20 protein-coding genes are annotated in these 21716 nt (G+C 62.2%); 7 read left to right on the top strand and 13 right to left on the bottom strand.

What is annotated here, in order from left to right; genetic code table 11:
- Positions 1-23: 23 nt before the first annotated feature.
- From AYK61_RS22485 to AYK61_RS22465, 5 genes are read left to right on the top strand one after another with little or no spacing between them, the layout of a single operon-like run.
- Positions 24-2081 (top strand): hypothetical protein, encoded by a 2058-nt coding sequence (locus tag AYK61_RS22485; RefSeq protein WP_121873181.1) that lies wholly within the window; start codon positions 24-26, stop codon positions 2079-2081.
- Positions 2074-3561, top strand: a complete 1488-nt coding sequence (locus tag AYK61_RS22480) for an ATP-binding protein (RefSeq protein WP_121873180.1) — start codon at positions 2074-2076, stop codon at positions 3559-3561. Before AYK61_RS22485 ends, AYK61_RS22480 begins: the two co-directional genes overlap by 8 nt.
- Complete coding sequence (locus tag AYK61_RS22475; protein WP_121873179.1) at positions 3558-6497, top strand: Z1 domain-containing protein; 2940 nt, start codon at positions 3558-3560, stop codon at positions 6495-6497. Before AYK61_RS22480 ends, AYK61_RS22475 begins: the two co-directional genes overlap by 4 nt.
- A gap of 30 nt (positions 6498-6527) precedes the next feature.
- Positions 6528-7382, top strand: coding sequence for a ParA family protein (locus AYK61_RS22470; protein ID WP_121873178.1), 855 nt, complete (start codon positions 6528-6530; stop codon positions 7380-7382).
- Positions 7379-7873, top strand: a complete 495-nt coding sequence (locus tag AYK61_RS22465; RefSeq protein ID WP_121873177.1) for a hypothetical protein — start codon at positions 7379-7381, stop codon at positions 7871-7873. Before AYK61_RS22470 ends, AYK61_RS22465 begins: the two co-directional genes overlap by 4 nt.
- Here the strand turns inward: AYK61_RS22465 and AYK61_RS22460 are convergent.
- Complete coding sequence (locus tag AYK61_RS22460; RefSeq protein ID WP_259468236.1) at positions 7859-8623, bottom strand: YqjF family protein; 765 nt, start codon at positions 8621-8623, stop codon at positions 7859-7861. The two genes, AYK61_RS22465 and AYK61_RS22460, sit on opposite strands and share 15 nt — an antisense overlap.
- 23 nt (positions 8624-8646) lie before the next feature.
- A complete protein-coding gene (locus tag AYK61_RS22455) occupies positions 8647-9315 on the bottom strand; it encodes an SIMPL domain-containing protein (RefSeq protein WP_121873562.1) in 669 nt (222 codons plus the stop codon).
- 88 nt (positions 9316-9403) lie between these two features.
- Here AYK61_RS22455 and AYK61_RS22450 point away from each other — a divergent pair, with 88 nt between their 5' ends.
- Positions 9404-10396, top strand: a complete 993-nt coding sequence (locus AYK61_RS22450; RefSeq protein ID WP_121873561.1) for an isopenicillin N synthase family oxygenase — start codon at positions 9404-9406, stop codon at positions 10394-10396.
- Here AYK61_RS22450 and AYK61_RS22445 read toward each other — a convergent pair.
- Complete coding sequence (locus AYK61_RS22445; RefSeq protein ID WP_121873560.1) at positions 10390-10818, bottom strand: hypothetical protein; 429 nt, start codon at positions 10816-10818, stop codon at positions 10390-10392. The two genes, AYK61_RS22450 and AYK61_RS22445, sit on opposite strands and share 7 nt — an antisense overlap.
- Positions 10819-10852: 34 nt before the next feature.
- On the opposite strand from AYK61_RS22445, the gene AYK61_RS22440 reads away from it, so the two are divergent.
- The gene (locus tag AYK61_RS22440) at positions 10853-11920 is read left to right on the top strand and encodes a DNA polymerase IV (RefSeq protein WP_121873176.1); all 1068 of its coding nucleotides are present in this window, start codon (positions 10853-10855) and stop codon (positions 11918-11920) included.
- Here the strand turns inward: AYK61_RS22440 and AYK61_RS22435 are convergent, their stop codons facing one another.
- The 10 genes from AYK61_RS22435 to AYK61_RS22390 form a co-directional block, all read right to left on the bottom strand.
- Positions 11921-12625 carry a tellurium resistance protein gene (locus tag AYK61_RS22435; protein ID WP_121873175.1) on the bottom strand — a complete coding sequence of 235 codons (705 nt, stop codon included), beginning with the start codon at positions 12623-12625 and terminating at the stop codon, positions 11921-11923. It abuts the gene before it with no gap.
- Positions 12626-12700: 75 nt separating this feature from the next.
- Complete coding sequence (locus AYK61_RS22430) at positions 12701-13177, bottom strand: heme-degrading domain-containing protein (protein WP_259468235.1); 477 nt, start codon at positions 13175-13177, stop codon at positions 12701-12703.
- Positions 13174-14226 carry an L-glyceraldehyde 3-phosphate reductase gene (gene mgrA / locus AYK61_RS22425; protein WP_121873174.1) on the bottom strand — a complete coding sequence of 351 codons (1053 nt, stop codon included), beginning with the start codon at positions 14224-14226 and terminating at the stop codon, positions 13174-13176. Before mgrA ends, AYK61_RS22430 begins: the two co-directional genes overlap by 4 nt.
- 10 nt (positions 14227-14236) lie before the next feature.
- Complete coding sequence (locus tag AYK61_RS22420) at positions 14237-14869, bottom strand: bifunctional 4-hydroxy-2-oxoglutarate aldolase/2-dehydro-3-deoxy-phosphogluconate aldolase (RefSeq protein WP_121873173.1); 633 nt, start codon at positions 14867-14869, stop codon at positions 14237-14239.
- Positions 14845-15600, bottom strand: a complete 756-nt coding sequence (locus AYK61_RS22415) for an IclR family transcriptional regulator (RefSeq protein ID WP_121873172.1) — start codon at positions 15598-15600, stop codon at positions 14845-14847. The genes AYK61_RS22420 and AYK61_RS22415 overlap by 25 nt, the downstream gene beginning before the upstream one ends.
- Before the next feature lie 24 nt (positions 15601-15624).
- The gene (locus AYK61_RS22410) at positions 15625-16545 is read right to left on the bottom strand and encodes a sugar kinase (RefSeq protein ID WP_121873171.1); all 921 of its coding nucleotides are present in this window, start codon (positions 16543-16545) and stop codon (positions 15625-15627) included.
- Complete coding sequence (locus tag AYK61_RS22405) at positions 16538-18043, bottom strand: tripartite tricarboxylate transporter permease (protein WP_121873170.1); 1506 nt, start codon at positions 18041-18043, stop codon at positions 16538-16540. The genes AYK61_RS22410 and AYK61_RS22405 overlap by 8 nt, the downstream gene beginning before the upstream one ends.
- Complete coding sequence (locus AYK61_RS22400) at positions 18040-18549, bottom strand: tripartite tricarboxylate transporter TctB family protein (protein WP_121873169.1); 510 nt, start codon at positions 18547-18549, stop codon at positions 18040-18042. Before AYK61_RS22400 ends, AYK61_RS22405 begins: the two co-directional genes overlap by 4 nt.
- The gene (locus AYK61_RS22395) at positions 18546-19547 is read right to left on the bottom strand and encodes a tripartite tricarboxylate transporter substrate binding protein (protein WP_121873168.1); all 1002 of its coding nucleotides are present in this window, start codon (positions 19545-19547) and stop codon (positions 18546-18548) included. The genes AYK61_RS22400 and AYK61_RS22395 overlap by 4 nt, the downstream gene beginning before the upstream one ends.
- Before the next feature lie 245 nt (positions 19548-19792).
- Positions 19793-21544, bottom strand: coding sequence for a pyruvate dehydrogenase (locus AYK61_RS22390; protein WP_121873167.1), 1752 nt, complete (start codon positions 21542-21544; stop codon positions 19793-19795).
- Between the last annotated feature and the right edge of the window lie 172 nt (positions 21545-21716).

Genomic DNA, 21716 nt, shown 5'->3' with positions numbered 1-21716 from the left:
AGGTTCATGAGAGTGGTTGATGGATGTCGGGTGTGAACACTCTCGATTCGGCGGTGCTGACAGACGCACACTGGGTAGAGCTGATGCCTTGGTTGGACGGTTACGTCTCTCAGCGTGCTGCTCTGCTCGAACGACTCGCGCCCGGCACGGATTGGTGGCTGGAAGACGGCCCGTCCGAGACTGTGGTTGAGGACGAGGTGACTCTGGACAATCTGCTTGCAGGCCTGGCGGAGCTGTTTGTCGCTGGACACAAGGACACGTTGCTCGCGGATGCCGTTCCGGCTCTGCTGCAATCATTGCCGATCGCGCTGATGGGTTTGGAGGCCAGAGCGGCCACCGCCGTAAAACGGTTGACGTCCGCCTCGACGTTGTCAGGGCTCCTTTCTCACACAGTGACGGACATCTTTGCTGTGCCAGGCACAAGCGAGCAGACTGTGCGTGACGTTGTCCACGGTTTGCTCTACTGTGCGGTCCTTCGCGACCCGCTCGGTCGCCTCGATGAGCACAACGATGGTGAGACGGCGCCCGTTGTTACACAGCTTCTCGACGACTTGACGGAACTGGCTGTTTGGCGTCGGATTCGGGGCGAAATTGATCGTCCTCTTATGTCGGTGGAGATCGACGACGATTCGCCCGAGGCCGTCCAGGAAGTCGCGGCGCGGCTCGAATCGGTGACATCGAGGGACTTTCCGGACATCTGTGCGGGCGATGCAGTCGATGAGATCGAAAATCTGATCTCGCAGCTCGACGGTCGTGAAAGTATCGCGCTGCATCAAAGGCTGTTGGCGGCGGAACCGATCTCTCTGGGTGAACTGAGCACCAAGTTGCACCTGTCCAAGCCCGCTTCAGGTGCGATCGAGTCCCGCACGAAGGCCAAGATCAACGCAGCCTGTGGGTATGGGACAGCGGTTGGAAACCTGCTGGCAAGTCTGCGGGTGGAGATCCAGCCGGTTGCCTCGATGTCACGCTTGGTCTCCGTGCACCCCGAGATCGAGCAACCTGTGCCAAGCCTGGGAGTGCCGCTGTGGCTGGTTCTGGATCGGCTGGACGACTACTTCGAGGTCACGGATGGGTGGGCGGCCGCCCCCGATGTCAATGGAGCGCAGATGAGGACACGATCCATTCTCGAAGATCTGGAGTCGCCGAACGGCGTCGTTCCTCTCGATGACCTCGAATTGCTCGTGACGATGCCGCGTAGTGAACTCGAGGCCTGGCTCGGATGGTGCGCCATTCCCGTAGTGCACGGATCCGCACTGACTCGAACCAAAACAGTTGTCGACGCAGCCGTAGGAGTCCTCGAAGCCGTCGGACAACCTCGGGCGGCGTCGGATATCGCAGTACTCGTCGACAGCGGCAAGCCTGCCCAGGCAGTGCACCGCGCGCTCGTCGGCGACGACCGCTCGGTGCTCGGGTCCGACGGTCTGTGGAGCCTGATTGCCTGGGCGGACGCCGTCATGCCTGCTGCAGTCGATTTGCTTGAGGACTTCGAGGCGGCGGACGACGGCGTGGTGCGTCGACGTCGGCGTGAACGCAATGGGAAGACCCCGGAGCAGACGCGTCGGTTGTATCGAATCGGCCTTGCTTGGAGGTACCGAATCGTGGTCACAGCGGATCAGTTGAGAGGTTCGGGGTTTGCCCTGCCCGCGGGAGTTGCGGTCGCGGTCGGTTGCGAGCGTGGCGGGACCGTCGAACTACGCAGCAGACTTGGCGCTCAGATGGTGAGGTGGACCGGAGCCCAGCCGACTTCAGGCACGATTCGACGCTTTCTGCGGGACTTGGATGCGCAGCCAGGAGACGAAGTGCTGCTGGAGTTTTCGCCGGACAGGTCGTTCACGGTGGTGCGTCCCGAAACCGTTCCGCCCGATGCTGATCCGCTCCGTCGGGCCCTCGCGGCTATCGGACACCCTCAGCCGATGAGTGTCGCTGACCGCCATGTCACCCGTGTACTTGCTGATGCGATCGGTCTGTACGGAGAAAGTCGTCCTCGCCGGTTGCTACGAGAATACGAGACCGGGAGCGAAGAACAAGTCGTGGATCTGTTGAAAGAGGCTTGGGTGCACAGGGTTACCGCGGATGAGTGAAATTTCGACGTCGGCCACGACGAACACGGCACAAGACCAGTTCTTGTCCAGGTCTATCGGACTACATCACACCCTGGCTAGCGCGCTTGCAGACCTGATCGACAACAGTATCGACGCCCGGGCACACAATGTCCTTGTTCGCTTTATTCAAGATGGCGCCGCGATCGTTGGTCTGATGGTGATCGACAACGGTAGGGGCATGGATCACGCGACAATAGATGCCGCGATGTCTTATGGCACTCGGCGAAATTACAGCACGTCCGATCTCGGCCACTTCGGAGTCGGTCTAAAGGCCGCCTCGATGAGTCAGGCGGAGTCATTGTTCGTGTGGTCGAAAGCAGACGGTCATGACGCACAGGCACGCTCAATACACGGCGCAAACACGCAGCAGGTGCACTCCATCGACCCGACGCTTGCCGGCTCCACTGTCACATCGATCAAGCCTCGATTCCCGTTCGTGACGGGGACTGTGGTGGAGTGGCGCGGGATCAGATCGTTCTTGATGTCTGCTGATGCCGATGAGCAGGTCAGCTGGCTCGAAGCGACCATCGGTGACATTCGGAGTCATCTCGGCATCGTCTTCCACAGGTTGCTAGGCAAGGATCTGACCATCGGCCTCGATGTCTTCGACATCGGCTACAAGCGGGCGGGGGCGCTGAACAACGTCAAGCCCATCGATCCGTTCGGATATCTGGGGACTGGCGGAGCCCGGTATCCGATGCCGCTGGACACCGGCACGGGATCGACTGTCTTGGCGCATATCTGGCCGGCACGGAGTCAGTCGACAGAGTTCAAGCTCTTCGGCGCGCCCGGTCGCGACTGGCAGGGCTTGTACTTCTATCGAAACGACAGGTTGCTGCAGATCGGCGGTTGGAACGGGCTCTGGCACGGTCGGCCCGATTTCGGACTGGCGCGGATTGCAATCGATCTCGATGACGACCTTCGATCGCACGTCACGATCAACCCGGAGAAGTCCGGCGTGGTGCTCGACGCGACCGCAGTCGCGGTCTTGCAGCAGGCCATACTGCGTGAATACGACGGTAGAAACCTTCTGTCCGACGCCACCTCCGTACTTCATGCGGCACGCAGTCACACGCCGCGACCCATTTCGGTCGTCGAGCCCTTCGAGGGCTTCCCTCAAGAACTTTCGGACGCCTTCAGCGATGCGTTCACATTCGTTGACGGTGTGGATCCGGTCAGCGTCGGTTGGCGGGTGCTCGCCAGAGACGCATTCTTCGAGGTGGATCTCAAGACCCGCACTTTGTGGATCAATGCCCGCTTCCGACGCGAGATACTGGGTCGTAAGGGTACCGACAACACGGACGTGCCGATATTAAGAACATTGCTGTATCTGTTGGTGCACAGCATGTTCGATGTGCACCGTCATAGTTCCAGACAGCAGGAACAGATGCAGGCATGGCAGGACGTGCTGGTGGCGGCAATGTCTGCCCACCGTGAGCAGATGGGGGCACTTCGATGACTGACTCGGCTCAGTTGATCGCGGCAATCGGACGAGAGTTTGGTTTGTATCCGCCCGAGCCGTTGGTGGCTCCGATCAAGGGTCGACTCGGTAACTCAGTACCAGAGGACTTTGGGATAGACGACATCGTAACTGTGTTGGTCTCCGACGACGTTCCTCAGTTGCGCGCTGTTGTTCGTGCGAGCCTGTTGAAGTGGGATCTGGAGACAGCTGAACCTTGGTGTCTCGATACCGGTCCCGGATCACCCGAGCGGCGTGTGCGGATATACGAGTTGCTTGGAGTTCCGGACGAGGGCTTCTCCATTCTCGACAGCACCTTCCCGAGGCGCGGTGGAGCGGTCATCATTGCTGCGCAGCAGCCTTGGTCGCCGTGGTATACCCACCAACGCCAACTCGAGCACAACTTCTACTGGCGCGCGTATCGGGGCGTGCTGTCCTCGAAGCTGGACGCAGACACTGTCGAGGACCTGGATTCGGTGACATCGAGGATCGTTGCGCGGCTTGCCGACCCCGTTCGCGAAGAGCCCTACCAATCGAAGGGCCTGGTCGTCGGCTACGTGCAGAGCGGCAAGACGGCAAACTTCACCGGTGTCGTTGCGAAGGCGATAGATGCCGGATACCGGTTTGTTGTCGTCCTGACGGGAACGATCGAACTGCTACGCAGTCAGACTCAGCGCCGCCTCGACATGGAACTCATCGGACAGCAGAACATCGGTGCTGACGGTGACTATGCCCAAGATCCGGACTGGAATGCTGGCAAATTTGTTCGTCTGGAGGAAGATCCGAACTTCTCGTCGACATCGCCCGCGATACGACGACTCACTGGCGCAACCGATGACTACAAGACGCTGAACAAGGGTATCAGCGCGTTGGAGTGGGAGTTCGTCGACCACAGTCGCCCGCTGAACGATCCGAAGAACCTGTTTGCCAGCAATATCCGTGTCGCTGTGGTCAAGAAGAACTCCACCGTGCTGACACGACTGGTCGAAGATCTGGGGCGTAGTCGTACTGCGCTGGAACAGATTCCCGCGCTGATAATCGACGACGAGGCTGACCAGGCATCGGTGAACACGTTGAATCCGGCGAGGTGGGCTGCCGACACGATCGAGCGCACGGCCATCAATGCACGCATCACCGACCTGCTGAGCGTACTGAAGCGCGCCCAATACATCGGTTACACGGCAACGCCTTTCGCAAATGTCTTCGTCGACGTCGAGGACAGTGAAACGATCTTTCCCAAAGACTTCATCGTCAGTCTCGACCGTCCGAAACCGTACATGGGTGGTTCTGATTTCCATGACTCCGACGACGGTGACGAGTTCGACGATTCGGAGCGGACGCCCGCCAACTCGAACAAGGCCGCATTCGTACGTGACTTGTGGGCGGGCTGGGATGGTGAAGGCCGTGAGAGCGAGCAGCTCAAGGCATTGGACTCGTTTGTGCTGTCCGGTGCCATCAAACTGTTCCGGGAAAGCAAGGGATCCAGTACCTTCCGGCACCATACGATGCTCGTCCACGAATCGGTGAAGACTACCGAGCACACCGCAGTCGCGGACGAGTTCAAGGCGCTGTGGAAGTCTGCCGGCTACTCCCAGCCATCGAGCCTCGTTCGACTGGAGCAGTTGTGGGTCGAAGACTTCTCGGTCGTCTCCGCCGCACGCGCCGAGGTTGGCGTCGTCAACCCAACAACGTTCGAGGAGCTCGAAGAATTCGTCGGCATCGCGTACAACAAGATTTCCGAGGGCTCGAGTCCCGTCATCATCGTCAACGGGGAGAAGCAGGACGACTACCTGCAGGAAGCGCTGAACTTCGAGGCACGCGGGGTGTGGAAGATTCTGGTCGGCGGAACGAAGCTCAGTCGCGGTTTCACCGTGGAGGGATTGACCACTACCTACTACACACGTCGGACGCCGCAAGCCGACACTCTGATGCAGATGGGGCGCTGGTTCGGCTTCCGGCCCGGATACCGTGACCTGGTGCGCTTGTTCATCGGGCGCGACGTTCCAGGGCCTGCCGGTAGATCGTTCGACATGTACGAGGCCTTCGCGACGATCGTGGCGGACGAGGCGGAGTTCCGATCTGAGCTGGCCCGGTTCGCCGACCTCAATGCAGGCGGGGAGCCGATGGTGACCCCCATGGACGTACCGCCGATGGTGTTTCAGTCCCAACCGTGGCTCAAGCCTGCGGCCGCGAACAAGATGTACAACGCCGAGCAGGTCTACCGCGGCGTCGGCGGACAGGCGTTCAGTTTCACGATGCAAAAGCCGCGCGGCGACGGAACCAACAATAAGAAGCACTTCGAGGCAGTTGGACCTTTGCTGAGGAGCATGCAGGGCTCGGCCACGTTCGAGATGACCGGAAGTCACGGAATTCGTCGGAGATTCGAGGCGCAGTACGGAGTTGTTCTGGCCGAAGAGGTCCTCGAGATCGTCAGTCGATTCGTGTGGGACGAGAAGTGGACGTTCGAGCCCCATCTGGCGGCGATGAGATCCGCGATCGAACGAGACATGCTGAAGGACTTCGCGATTCTGCTGCCGAAGCCGAAGACCCGTCAGCCCGTCGCGGTCAAGGGCTGGGATGAACCGCTTCCCATCGTCAACCGAAAACGACTGGACGGTGAGTACCGCTCCGGCTTCAGCGGTACAGCCGTCCGCGAGCGAGAAGCTATCGAGCACATCGCAGGGGCTCCGGGAAAAGACGGTGGGCCACAGGCTCGACAGTTACGGCAGGGCACCCGAGGGGGACTGATCTTGGTCTTCGCGAACGATCCTGCTGTCGGCTCCAAGAACATGAAGCGCGCGAGAACGGGGCCGGTCGATCCAGGTGATTTCGCCACTCTCTTCTCCTACGCTCTGCCGTACTTGGCAGAATCCACGCCGAGGATCGGATTCCGTGTGCGACAGCCTGGTCCGGACGCAATCGTCGATGCAACATGAGGGAACTGTCATGAAGAGGAACTGTGCACGATGCCCAAAATAATCACCACGATCAGTCTCAAGGGTGGGGTAGGCAAGACAACCATCACGGCGGCACTGGCGGAGTTCATGTCGCTGGAGTTCGGTCAGAGGGTTCTCGTCGTCGACCTCGATTCCCAGATAAATTTGACGACGATGATGATCGGCGAGAACGAGTGGTGGGAGCTGAACAACAAAGGCCTCACGCTTGCTACAGCGTTCAGGGATGCGATCGAGGGAACGTCGAACTTCGACGTGCAGGCGAGCATTCAGCGTGGAGTCTCCAGCGTCAAAAGGGTGACCGGCGTTGACCTGTTGCCGTCGTCGCTGGATTTGATCTCCCTTCAAGAACAGCTGAGTGCTCTCAGAGTCGCCGAGGGATCCACTACAGCAGCGGTGAATATCCTGGGAAACGCAATTGCTCCGGTTGCGGCGTTCTACGACTACATCTTGATCGACTGCCCGCCGAACATCGGCCCGATCACTCTGAACGGGTTGGCGATGTCGGATGGGTACATCATTCCGACCATCCCGGATGTGTTGTCGACCTACGGTATTCCGCAGATTCAGACTCACATTGCGAAGTTCGGTAGAGAGTTGGGTCGCGACATCGTCGAACTGGGACTCGTCATCACCAAGTACAAGTCCAATTCCGCGATACACAATGCAACAGTCCGAAACCTCCGCCGCGACAGGGAGATTCAGAACGTTCTTCCGGTTTATCTTGCCGAGTCCAACGCAATAGCGGCATCTGCTCTCTTTTCCAAGTACAGCACTCTGAAAGTCAAGTACGGCAACGCTGGTCAGTTCGATCAGCTACGTGAAATTACGAAGCACATCATGACGGAGGCCGAAGCAAAGCTATGACCACACCAGATGATGGCAAGCAGCGCATGCAGATTCAGGAACTCGGTGGAGCTCTGCTCAAACTCAACGCAACGGATGCGACTGCCGCAGCACTGCTGACCAAACTGTTTCAGGTAGTTGCTGAGGAGGCCGCCCAGTCGAAGCGTTTCGCAAAAGCGCTGGCCGGTGCATTCGCTGTTGCTGCAGTAAGCGGCGGTGAACCGATTGCCGAAGTGGTAGCGAAGCCACCCGTGCGCAAGAAGGCGGCACCTAAGAAAGTGATCCGCCAGGCGGGCCAGTTCGATCCGTTCGACATCTACAGAGACAGCGGTGAAGAGGCCCTTGCTGCGAAGCTTGCTGAACTGAATCTGGAGCAGCTGCGAGACATCATTGCGGAGCAGGAAATCGACATTCACAAGGAGATGCGACTCAAACGCAAGCCGGAAATCGTCGCGGACTGGATCGTAGAGCGTGTGAAGTTGCTTGCAGACAAGGGGTCAGTGTTTCGGTGAGCCACCCGAGGGAATCGCGTAAGGCCTACCGAACTGGGTCTCCACACCGGGGGAGTACAGCACCGAGTCCGGGGGCCGGGTACTGACATCGGGTAGGCCTGCAGCTGCCAGGAGCTCGTCGGAGCAGTGGGTGAGTTCTGCGTCGACCAGCGGCCAGTGCCGGTGCACATTCGGGACGTACAGCAGACGGCCGGCCAGTGAGGTGTGCAATCCCCAACGCGCGGTGAGGAACACAGCGAGCGGATCCTCGGACATGTCGCGTGACCCTCTGACGACGCCGAAGTCCGTAGTTGCGCCGCGGTGCGGTGGTGCGAGTCGCCGGCTGCGGTAGCCGATCGTTCGACTGTCGTCGCCGATGTCGATCGATGACCAGCGGTACGGAATGCGAGCGGCATTGGTGCCCACCACGACTGCGAGTCTGGTTGCTTCCAGGGAGCGGAACACGACGCCGCGTCGACCCTCCGCGTCGACCGAGTACAGGCGCACGTTGATCTCACCGAACGTGCCGAAGTACGGAACGGGGTGACGGTAGCCGAGGCCGGCTCCGACCATGTGGAAGCCGATCAGCCCGACCCACGACGAGCCGTCGAATTCGTCGGGTACGCAACCGCGGGGCAACAGTGGGGCGACAGCCGAACTCGGAACCCGCCAATGCAGAAAGACCAGCCGTTCCCATCGCTGATCCATCACGATCGGACGAGGCAGCAGCGGTGGCCGCGGCCAGAGGCGTCGGGCATCGTCTCGATTCATGATTCGAGCGTAGGCGCGAGGCGTCAGGAGGCGGTGAATCGGGCGTGCACGCTCGCGGAGATCGTGATGTTCTCCGGCTTGAGAGCAAATCCTGCCGGCGCAGATTTCGCTGCGAACATCCGCGCCGAGGATTCGACGCCACCGTGCTCGGCGACCCCTGGCAGCAGACCGGGATCGGCCACCGCGACAGCGTGCACGCCCGATCGTCCCAGGCTCGACGCGTAGGCCTCGGCCTTGGAGACCGCGTCGCGCACTGCGAGTTCCCGGACCGCGAGGGTGTGCGCAATTCTGCTGGATTCGGTGAGGTCCCAGTGGAAATTGTCGATCGACACTCCCTCGAGTGCGGAGGCTGCGTAGACGAACGCATCCACCAGATCGAGTTGGCTGAACTGCACCTCCACTGACGCCTCGGCTTGATAGACGTACGGCAGTTGTTCTCCGTCGTGATTGAACGGGCGTTGCCGCGAGTGGCGCACCTGGTCCACCGACCACCGATCGATGGGTCCCCCAGCGCTGTTGTAGAGCGGCTCGACCAGTCTCGTGAGCTCTCGGACGAGTTGCTGAGCCGGCTCGGATGCAGACTCTGCAGTGCGACCGTCGGTGCGAACAGTCAGCGCGAGCGTGCACTGTTCGGGCGGGTAGGTGGCTGCGCCGTGACCGACGACGGTGATGTCGAGTGCTTCGGGGCTCATGGCATTCAGTGTTGCATCCGGGTCCGGCGGTTTCACAGAACCTGGACAGTGCTGGCCGACGCGTCGAGGGAGGAGGACAATCGTGAACATGCTTCCCGTTCTCGATCTCGGTCTGGCCGACCACGACCCCCGCGCGTTCCAGCTGTCCCTGCGCGAAGCAGCTCACCGGTCCGGCTTCTTCTATCTCGTCGGACACGGGATCGAGATCGAACGAATGCACGAGGTGTTGCGCCTCGCGCGTGAGTTCTTCGCCGTGCCGGATCACGTCAAGGACGAGATCAGTCAGCTGAAGAGCCCGCACTTCCGCGGCTACTCGCGGGTGGGCGGCGAGCTCACGAACGGTCGGGTGGATTGGCGGGAGCAGATCGACATCGGTCCCGAACGCCCGGCGATCGACGGAGCAGTGGGGTACTGGAACCTTCAGGGCCCCAATCTGTGGCCGTCGCAGCCCGCAGGATTCAGAGAGACGTTCGAGCAGTGGGAACGCACGGTGTCGGGTCTCGGGCTTCGCCTCCTGCGTCATTGGGCGCAATCCCTCGGAGCGCCCCCGGATGCGTTCGATGGTGCATTCGCTACCACGCCCGCGACGCTGATGAAGGTCGTGCGCTACCCGGGCACTCCCGATCATTCGCAGGGCGTCGGTGCGCACAAGGACTCCGGGGTGTTGACGCTGCTGCTCGTCGAGCCGGACTCGACCGGGCTGCAGGTGGAGACGACGCCGGATACCTGGATCGACGTTCCACCATTGGCCGGGGCGTTCATCGTCAACATCGGCGAGCTGTTGGAAGTTGCGACCGGCGGCTATCTACGGGCGACGCGGCATCGGGTGGTCGCGCCAGGGCCCGACACCGACCGGATATCGGTGCCACACTTTCTGAGTCCGGCCCTCGATGCCGTCGTCCCGGTGATCGAACTGCCGGCCGAGTTGGCCCGGCAGTCCCGGGGAGTCGAGAACGATCCCGCCAATCCCATCTACAGCACCTACGGCGAGAACGCGTGGAAGTCCCGAACGCGAGCACACCCCGACGTGGCGCAGTTGCACCACGGCATCGCTGCGGCCGGTCGGCAGTCTGTCTACTGATTCCGACTGCGGCCCCGACGTGATGCGCGGAAATGCGCCCATGCCCCGGTGCACCACAGCGCCCACACGATCAGCAGTGGCTGGAACAGCAATCGGATTCCTCGGGCCGTATCGGTGTCGAGGCCGAACGCGTCGGTGTGCGTGACGAACTGCGAAATGTTGCCGGGGAAGATTGCGACGAAGAACGCCGCGACCACCCAACCGACGAGTGGCGCGCGAGCGGTCCAGAACAGCAGCGCCAAGCCGAGCGCGATCTCCACGACGCCTGATGCCAGCACGACGAAGTCGGTACTGATCGGGACCCAGGTCGGCACCTGGGCGGCGAAGGTGCTCCTCGCCCAGAAGAGATGACTGAGGCCGGCGAAGACGAGGAAGGCTCCCAGTACTACTCGTCCGATGGTGCGAGATATCGATTTCGTCATGGCGTCATGAGACACCACGGGCACACTGAGCACTATGACCGGGAGTACACCGACCGACCCAGCGCGGCGCCGATGGGTACTGCACGTCGACCTCGATCAATTCATCGCCGCCGTGGAAGTGCTCCGCAATCCGGATCTGGCGGGCAAAGCCGTCGTGGTCGGCGGCAGGGGAGACCCGACCGAGCGCGGGGTGGTGTCGACGGCCTCGTACGAGGCGCGTGCGAAGGGCGTCGGATCCGGAATGCCACTGCGCGTCGCCGCGAAGAAGATTCCCGACGCCATCTTCCTCCCCGTGGACAAGCCGGCGTACGACGAGGCGTCGGTGCTCGTGATGGACACTCTGGGGACGTTGGGATTCGTGGTCGAGGTGATCGGTTGGGACGAGGCATTTCTCGGTGTGGAGACCGATGACCCCGAGGGCGTGGCGAAGACCGTGCACGACGCGGTGTTCGACGCGACGGGGCTGCATTGCTCGGTCGGCATCGGGGACAACAAGTTACGAGCCAAGATCGCCACCGACTTCGACAAGCCGCAGGGTATCTACCGGCTGACGCAGAACAACTGGTTCGAGGTGATGGGCGATCGCAGTACCGACGCGCTGTGGGGGATCGGCAAGAAGATCTCGAAGAGGCTGACCGCCCTCGGCATCTCGACAGTCCGAGAACTGGCCGATGCCGATGACGCGGACCTCGCCGCCGCGTTCGGACCGAAGATCGGTCCGTGGCTCGGTACGAAAGGGCGAGGCGTCGACCTCGCACCGGTGACGTCCGAGCCGTGGGTCGCTCGGTCGCACAGCCGCGAGGTCACGTTCCAGAAGAACGTCGCCGATTGGGCGATCATCCGAGACGAGGTCGCCGCTTTGACGTCGACGGTGTTGGCCGACATCGAAGCCGAGAACCGACCCGCCGTTCGGGCTGCACTGAAGATCCGCTATGCACCGTTCGAGACGCATACCGTCAGCGCACCGATCGTCGGCGCGCCCACCTTCGATCCGGAGATCCTGACCTCGGCTGCCGTGGCTCTCGTCGATCGCCTCGACCACACGAGAGAGGTTCGACTGATCGGCGTCCGGCTGGAAATGACTCCGCCGCAACCTCTCTGACTACTTGCGGCCCGCCGCCCAGCGCAGTCCCCAACCGTACTTCTTGTCGAGGTCGGCCTGGCTGCCCTGGATGTACTCGACCTCGCGGGTGACGGTGATCCCCGCAGAGGTGTTCTCCAACAATGCGATCGAGCAGATTCGCGCGGAGTTCTCGGCCGAGTCGAGGCGTACCTCCACCTGCGGTCCGCTGGTGGGGTACAGCGTCACCACCCCGTCCACGGCGGCCCAGTTCGGTGCGCCGTCGTAGATCATCGCGAAGATCAGGATTCGAGCGAACTTCTCGGGGTGGGCGAGATTGATGTGCATGTTCTCGCCGCCACTGACCGAACCGGAGCGGTCGTCGCCGTCGAGCGCGATGAACGGGGCATCCTGCAGTGAGCCGAAGCTGTTGCCGAGAGCCTGGACGACGCCCTTGGAACCGTCACGCAGTTCGTAGAGGCAGCCGAGGTCGAGATCTACACCGCCGGAGCCGTACGACGCCGCAGCCAACTTGGCCAGGAAGCCCTTCTTCTTCGGCTGCGCCGCGGGTGCGCCGGTCGACCAGTTGAGGTTCACCCGCATCGAACCCTGCTTCTCGCCGGACTTGGTGAGGCTGATCGTCGGTGACGCCTTGGACAGCGTGACTTTGCTCAGACTGACGGGAGCTCCGGGTTGCTGCGCTGAGTTCTGCCCCGTCGAGGGCTTGCGGGTGTAGTCGATGGCCATGGTCGTGCCTTTCGATCGAGGTGTGCCCGAAATGCCTAGTTGACCCTAACAAAACGACTACCCGTGCCCTGACCTCTACCTCGGATCGACCCTCTGCGACCGGCGGAAGAACTGCACTTGTTCGACGACGAACGTGTGATCGTCACGATGCGGTAGGCCGGACACACCGACGAACCCGACGATGCCTACTCTCTCGACAACGATGGGAAGAACCCCGCCCGCAGCTGCGAATTCGTCGTGGGGGAGTCGTGAGTCGGTGTCGAAATCGCGGCCGGTCGAGTCGAAGAATTCGAGCACGTCCAACGAACTGCGGCCATAACGCTGCGCGGTGGCAATCTTGCGGCTGAGCCAATGATCGTTCTCCGGGTACGACCCGGGGAGTGCCGAATGAAATGCGCGCTGCTGGCCGTGCACCACACCGATGACGATCGGCAGTCGGCGTTTCACTGCGGACGCCCGCAACTGACAGCCCAGGTCCCAGGCATCGTCGTAGTCGAAGCAGGAAAATCGCATCGACTGCTCGTCCAGCACGTTCGAGTCGGCGGCGTTCACGCGGTGCTCGATGCAAGCCAGATGTTCAGGCCTCCGTCGACTGCATATTCGTCGATCTCCGCGAGGTCGCTGTCTGTGAACTCTGGACTCCGCAACGCAAGAACGCTGTCGGCGACTTGGCTCGGACGTGACGCACCGACCAGTACCGACGAGATCTGCGAGCGACGAAGTACCCATGCAAGTGCCATCTGCGCCAGCTTCTGATCGCGCCGCTCGGCGATCTTGTTCAAAGCAGCCACGTTGTCCAGGTTTTCCTGCGACAGCATTCCCTCGCGCATCGTCTTGCCCTGCGTAGCGCGTGATCCGTCGGGAATGCCGTCGAGGTACTTGGTTGTCAGCAAACCCTGTGCCAACGCGGAGAAGGCAATACAGCCGATTCCCTGAGCGTCGAGTACTTCGAGCAACGACGGCTCACCGTCCTCGACCCAACGGTTGAGAAGCGAATACGACGGTTGGTGAATGGCCAGTGGGGTTCCGAGATCGCGCAACAACGCGGCCATCTCGACGGTTCGCGCTGCCGAATACGACGAAATGCCCACGTAGCGAGCCTTACCCGAGCGCACGGCGGCGTCTAGTGCGCGCGCTGTTTCCTCCAGCGGAGTATTCGGGTCGAAACGATGACTGTAGAAGATGTCCACGTAGTCGAGCCGGAGGCTGCGCAACGAATGGTCGAGGCTGCCGAGGAGATACTTGGCTCCGCCGCCGCGGCCGTACGGCCCCGGAAAGAAGTCGTAGCCGGCCTTGGTGGACACCACGATCTCATCCCTGCGATTCGCGAAATCCTCATGCAGAATGCGTCCGACATTCTTTTCGGATGACCCCATCGGCGGACCGTAACCGTTGGCGAGGTCGAAGTGTGTGATCCCGAGATCGAAAGCAGCTCTGATGATCTCACGCTGACGCTGCAAAGGTGTATCGTCCCCGAAGTTGTGCCACATACCGAGTGAGACCGCAGGCAACACCAGTCCGGATCTTCCTACGGCGCGATACTCCATGGATTCGTAACGAGAGGGCGACGGGGTGTAGACGTCGTTGAGTAGCGAGGGCATGGTGGATCTCCTATCGAACTGCGAGAAGGTTTGAGAGAAGGTCGATTTGGACCTCGTCTTCGAGGGCGGACCCAACGGCGATCACGCTGGCTCCGGCCGCGAGGTACGCAGGGGCGTTCCGTGCATTCATGCCTCCGGTGGCCACGAACTTCACCTGCGGAAACGGTCCTCGCATCGCCGTGAACCAATCCGGGCCGAGTACCGAAGCAGGAAAGGCCTTTACCCAGCTCAGGCCGAAGGCAGCGGCGTGCTGTACGTCAGTACCGGTTGCCACACCTGGCAGGTGCGGCATCCCCGCGGCGATGCTGGCACCGGCAACCGCGGCATCGAATCCGGGTGCCACCGTGAACGATGCTCCGCAATTGTGCGCGCGAGTCACATGCTCGGAGCTGACGACGGTGCCTGCCCCGACCACGAGGCCACGTTCACGCGCGGCGTCCGCCACTGCGGAGAGCGCGTCGAGCGCCACCGCAGATTGAATCGGTACTTCGATGCACGTGATTCCGGCATCCCAACCGCGACGAGCGAGTTCGACTGTCCGATCGGGTGAAAACCCTCGCAGGATTGCCATGACGGGCGTGGCCGTGAACGCCCCGTCGAACCAGGAGTTCGCCTGCGCTACTCCGTATTCTGTGGTCTCCATCCGAGCTCCTTGGATATGTTGTCGGTCACTGCCTTCAGATCGGGCAGTAGAAGACCGAGTGCGGTGAGATCGGCACGGCCCTTGAGGGCTGTGACCGAGACTGCTGCGACGACACGGTTCGCGGCGTCGCGTACCGGCATCGCGACGCAGTTGACGTAGTCCTCGTATTCGGCGTCGTCGACGGACCAGCCTCGCTCTGCGACCAGCGCGAGTTCGTCGTCGAATTGCGCACGCGAGGTGATCGTGGTCGACGTGTGCTTCTCGAAATCGGCTGCAGCCATGACTGAATCGACTGTATCGGCATCCTGGAACGCCAGAATCGCCTTACTGACGCCTGCAGTGTGCAGACAAACCGAGGCCCCGATTTGTGAGAACAATTTGATCATGCCGGGTTGCTCGATCTTGTCCATGTAGATAATCCTGTTCGCTTCCAGCGCAGCGAGATGGATTGTGTGCGAGCATTGCTCGCCGAGACCGACGAGGTAGGGGCGCGCCACGTTGGCGAAATCGAATTGTTCTCGGGCGGCATTCGCCAGCCCGGCGAGCCGGTATCCGACGCTGTACTTACCGTCCTCGCGTCTGCGGGTGAGACCGTAGTCGGTGAGCGTCTGCAGCACTCGAAGCGCCGTCGAGCGGTGTACGTCGAGGTGAGCTGCGACCTCGCTCTGCGTGCGAGGACGCACGGCGACGTACTCGAGTATCTCGACGGCGCGTTCCACGCTCTGCGACATTGCTTGCTCCTGTTCGTAGGGGTGTCACCCATGTGCGCGGACCGAGGTGATAGCTGGAACGTAGTCGTTGGTACTCGACAACGCTCGGGCCGCGAGGTCGTGTCCCAGAGACAATCGTTCGCGAGCATTCCTGCCGTTCAGCAGCCCCGACAGGTATCCCGCCGCGAATGCATCGCCCGCTCCCACGACCTCGACGACATCGACTCGATGTGCCGGCACGAATGTCATACCCGCCGAGGCAATCTCGGTAGCACCGACGTCGCTGTCCTTGACCACGAGTGTGTCCACCCGGTGGGGTCCGGCATCGATCAGACTGCCGATCGAGTTCGCGTCGGTGGTGCCCCACAGGTCGGCGGCCTCGTCGCGGCCGACGAAGGCGACGTCGGCGCGACGAACGAGTTCGAGGAGAACAGGACCGGCCTCGGCCGTGCTCCATACTCCCGGCCGGTAGTTGACGTCGAAGGAGATGCGCGTTGTCGAGCCGACACACAGGTCGAACAATGCTCGCATCATGTCGAGACATGAATCGGACAGCCCGGCGTTGATGCCGGAGACGTGCACGAGAGATGCCTCTCGTAGCGGCAGTCCGTCCAGGGTTGCGGGAGACATCTGGGAGGCCGCGGAACCTCTCCGGTAGTAGTGGACAGTTGTCGCAGCACCTTTGGGGTCCTTGAAGTACACCCCGGTGGGAGCGTCTTCGACGAAGCTCACGAGGGAGGTATCGACGCCGTAGGAGGCAATATCATCGACGATGCGGCGGCCGAGGGGGTCCTTGCCGACGTTGCTGGCCCACGCGACGTCGTGCCCCAGTTCGGCGAGGTACAGCGCGACAGTCGATTCCGCGCCGCCCATGTGCAGGGTGAACAGGTCAGCCGACACAAGAGGTGTGGCGTCGACGGGTGCGACCATGGTCATGGTCTCACCGATGCAGATGACCTCAGGCATCGATATCCTCCTTGGCCTCGCGGCGGCGGCCCTTCGTGAAGGCGGTTCGAATATGGGGCCCGACGACGGCGAGCACACTGAGCGCGAGCAGACCGACGGCGATTGCGCTCGTGTAGATGCTGGCGGCACCGTCGATCAGGAACGCGCGGCGAATGTTGCTCTCGGCCAGAGGCCCGAGAATGAGTCCGAGTACCAGCGGGCCTGCCGGAAAACCATTGCGCCGCAACACCAGACCAAGGATCCCGAACACGAGCATCAGTCCGACGTCGAATGCACTGTTCTGCACGGCGTAGGTGCCGACCATGCAGAACGTGATGATGACGGCCCACAGGTACTGCTGCGGGAGATCCAGCAGCTTGATGACACCGCGCATACGTACCAGTGCCAGCGCCAGTGCAGCGAGCGTGGCGAGCAGCATGATCGCCGCGAGGCTGTAGACGAGATCGGGTGAGTTGACGAACAGTGCCGGGCCGGGCTGGAGGCCCCAGATCACCATCGATCCGATCATGACGGCCATGACCGCATCTCCCGGAACACCGAGTGCCAGAGTGGTTGTCACCGACCCGCCCATGGTTGCGGTACTTGCGGTATCCGCCGCGGCGAGTCCCTCGAGTGAGCCCTTGCCGAACTTCTCCGGTGTCTGCGATGCACGACGCGCTTGGTCCCACGAGACGATGCCTGCGATGTCGCCGCCTGCCGCGGGGACCACGCCGACTACTGCTCCGACGCCGGATCCGATCAAGGCCGGTTTGATCAATTCGTGCCGTTCGGACTTGTTCGGCCACCATTTGCCGAGTTGGGTAATCGGTGTCGGAATCATGTTCGGGTGGCGAGTGATCATCTGGTTGAACACTTCTGCGATGCCGAACAGTCCGACAATGGCGGCGATGAACGGGATGCCGGAGCTCAGTTCGTTCAGCCCGAATGTGAATCTCCCGTCGCCGGTGATCGGGTCACGGCCGATGGCACCGAACATGAGTCCGAGTACGCCCGCGAACAGTCCTTTTACGACGCGTCCACCGGAAACGCCGATCATCATGGTCATTCCGAAGACGACGAGTGCGAACATCTCGGCTGGGCCGAACTCCAGCGCAATACCGGCGATGGGTTGTGCGGCGAAGACCAGGATGCAGATGCCGACGACCGACCCGACAGCAGAGACCAACGCCGAACTGGTCAACGCAACTCCGGCACGACCTTGTTTGGCCATCGGAAAGCCGTCGAATGTCGTGGCAATGGAGGCCGGTGTGCCGGGGGTGTTGATCAGAATTGCGGGGACGCGATCGCCGAACTGTGCCGCGACATAGATGGACAGCAGAACCGAGAGGCCCTGAAGTGGCTCGAGTGTGAGGGTGAAACCGGCTGCGAGCGCGACTGCCATTGCGGCGGTGATGCCGGGAACGGCACCGACGAGGGTGCCGAGCAGTACACCGACCAGCAAGCACAGCCCGATGCTTGGATCGAGCAATGCACCGAGGCCTTCGACGACCGCGTTCACAGGGGCACCTGCAGCAGCAAGCCGAATATCAACCACAGTATTCCGGTCGTGAGGATCGGGAACACGACGAGAGCTTTGATGCCGCGACCTCCAGAGATGGCCGTGATGGCGGCCAGTAGGAATACGGTGACAAGCCTGAAGTCCAGGTAATGCCAGGCGATTCCGTACAAGACGATCGTCGCCAGCGTGACCGTCAGTACGAACCCGCCGGACTTGGTTATGGGCGGATCGTCCGAAGTGATGCGATTCAGAACGGACTGCAGGGCCAGCCCGAGTCCGATGATGATCATCGCGACAGCGAGAGCCGTCGGCCACCAGCGTGGTCCGAACTGTTGCCCCTCACGCGCGACGTCGATGCGGCTTGTCATGACGTAGACGAGTACACCCAGTGCGACGACCGAGAGGGCAACTGCAGCTTCGTATGACCGCCGGTTCGGTGTGCGCGGGGCGTCCGCCCTCGCGCCTTCCGTCCTCTGGTCGACGGTAGGTACGTCTCGGGTGGTCATTCCTGTGCCGCCAACTCTGCGAAGCGATCGGACTCGGATCCCACGAACGAGGTGGTCTCGCCGGCCGAACGGTACAGCGGCAGGTTGCCGCCCGACTCGATCAGATCGATGTATTCGTCTGTAGCAGAGGCTGTTTCGATAGACTGCTCCAGCTTCGTCGCAATGTCCTCGGGCAGGCCGGACGGCGCAGCGATGACGGCCCAGCTACCGATCACCACATCCAGCCCGAGTTCCGTGGCGGTGGGGACGCCGGGGAGGGCGGGTGCCTGGTCTTCGGTGAACACGGCGAGTACGCGCAGGCGTCCGTCAGAATGTGCCGGTGCAGTTTCGCCGATGCCCGCGACCACGGCATCCACCTGAGATCCGACCGCTGCGGTGACCGCTGGTGCGCCGCCGTCGAACGGGACTCCGGTGAACTCGACGCCGGCCACGCGGCCGAGTTCGATGGCCCCTGCTTCCCAGATCGAACCGGGTCCGGCATTGGACACGGTGATGGAGCCTGGGTCTGCTTCGGCCGCGGCTATCAGATCGTCGAGGGTCTGGTACGGGCTGGCGGCAGGCACTGCGATGGTGCCGGGCTGTGAGTTGACCTGGCCGAGGAAGTCGTAGGACGCAGGGTCGATGGAGTATCCCTGGTGGCCGAGCAAGCTCACCTCGACCGGCAGCACCCCGATCGTGTAGCCGTCGGCATCCTGGTCGGCCAGATACTGCATGCCGATCGAACCGGCTCCGCCGGGGCGATTTTCGACGATGACGCTGACCCCGAGGTCAGCTTCCATCTGCTTACCCAGTGTTCGAGCGGTGAGATCGGTTGCGCCACCTGCGGACGTCGGCGTCAGCAGGGTGATGTTGCCGCTCGGGTAGCTTGCGCTGTCGCCACCTCCCGATGAGCGGTCGGCGCAGCCGGTGACTCCGCCGATGAGCAGTACTGCCGCGGCACTACTGCCGACGGCGACCCTGACGGTGCGGGAGCGGAACGCGAATGTGGAAGTGGGCACGGGATCCTCCGAGGGTGAGCGGCGTCTGGTCGATGCGCGGAGCAAGTGTTGCACTGTATGCAACAGCGTTGCTCGCTGTGCACATAGAGTAGCTCATGTGTGACCCCCGGCATAGACTTTCTTTACTGTGACGGAACGCGCTCCACTGGCGAGGTTGGGCCGAACGAGATAGCGACAGAAATCGGCGCGACGGGTGAGGCCTCGAGGGCCACCCATCGCGCCGATTTCTCGGGCTGCAATCCGATCTACGGGCGCGGCACGTTGCGCAGATTCGACTTGGCCATCCGAACCGCCTCGCCGACACCGCCGTTGAGCACCACCTTGCTCATCGCGAGTGCGAATCCCTTGATCTGCTCCCCGGTTATGGTCGGTGGGACGGACAGCGCGAGCGGATCGGTGATCAGCTGAACCAGCGCAGGACCGTCGACGGCGAACGCGGTCTCGAGTGCGCCGCGGATGTCCTCGGGCCGATCGACGCGTTGTGCGTGGATACCCGCAGCTGCGGCGATACCTGTGTAGTCGACCTGCGGTACGTCGACTCCGAAGTCGGGCAGACCGTCGACGAGCATCTCGGCTTTGACCATGCCCAGTGTCGAGTTGTCGAACAGCACGATCTTGACGGGCAGCTTGTACATCGCGACTGTGAGGAGTTCGGAGAGCAGCATCGAGAATCCTCCGTCGCCGGAGATCGAGACGACCTGGCGGCCCGGATTGGCGAACTGCGCTCCGATGGCGTGCGGCAGGGCATTGGCCATCGAACCGTGCAGCATCGACGCGACGAACGCCCTTCTGCCGGTGGGGTTGATGTAACGCGCGGTCCACACGTTGCACATGCCGGTGTCGGTGGTGAACACGGCGTCATCGGCGGCGAGGTCGTCGAGCACCGACGCGGCGTACTCGGGATGGATGGGGACCAGCTTCTCGGCGTTGCGGGTGTACGCGCCCACGGTCTTGCCCATCAGGTCGTTGTGCTTGTCCACCCACTTCTGCACGTAGCGGCGATCGGTCTTGCGAGTGACCAACGGCTGCAGGGCATTCAGCGTCGCGAGGACATCACCGTGAATCGGGTACTGCACCGCGGTTCGACGCCCCAGCTTCGTTGGATCGATGTCGATCTGTGCAGTCGTGACGTCCTCCGGCAGAAACTGCTGATAAGGAAAATCGGTGCCGAGCAGGATGAGCAGATCCGCGTCGTGGATCCCGGCATGGGCCGCGCCGTATCCCAGCAACCCTGTCATCCCCACGTCGTACGGATTGTCGTACTGGATGAACTCCTTGCCGCGCAACGAATGTCCGACGGGAGCGCCGATGGTCTCGGCGAACGCAACCACCTCGTCGTGGGCACCCTTGACTCCGTAGCCGGCGAAGATGGCGACCTTCTCGGCGTTGTTGATGGCATCGGCCAGCTTCTGGATGTCCGCCGCAGGCGGTGTCACGATCGGTGTGGACGGAATGGCGATCGGATCCATCGTGCCGGCGGCCGACAGCTCGGCCATGTCCCCGGGAAGCGTCAACACGGACACTCCGCCGCCGGTGACGGCTGCGTTGATCGCTGCTCGGAACACCCGGGGAGCCTGCTCGGCGGTGGAGACGAATTCGTTGTAGAGCGAGCATTCACCGAAGAGGCGGTCGGGGTGCGTCTCCTGAAAGTATCCCGATCCGATCTCGCTGCTGGGAATGTGCGACGCGATCGCCAGAACCGGTGCGCCGGAACGGTGTGCGTCGTACAGGCCGTTGATCAGGTGCAGGTTTCCGGGTCCACACGAACCCGCGCAGACGGCGAGCGCTCCGGTGGTCTGCGCGTCGGCCGACGCAGCGAAGGCCGCAGCTTCCTCGTGCCGGACGTGAATCCAGTCGATGCCGCCCTTGGCCGATCCACCGGTGCGACGCACTGCGTCGACCACCGGATTGAGACTGTCGCCGACGATGCCGTAGATGCGTTGTACGCCGGCGTCGACGAGTCCTCGAACGAGTTGATCGGCCACTGTGGTTGGCATTGATTCTCCTCAGAATTCGGTGACGCACCGATGTGCCTCGGCCGCGTCTTCTCGACGCCTTCCCTGCGTGGAGGGCCTGTCAAACATCCTGGGTACGCGCAGGCGGCGAGTCAAGGGGAAAGCGCTGGTAGAGCGCTGTGGCGATCTGCGTCACGACGCGATGCTCCCGGAA

Origin of the sequence: Rhodococcus sp. SBT000017, from assembly GCF_003688915.1 — a bacterium.
GTDB lineage: Bacteria > Actinomycetota > Actinomycetes > Mycobacteriales > Mycobacteriaceae > Rhodococcoides.
This window is presented reverse-complemented; position numbering and strand designations above follow the sequence as displayed.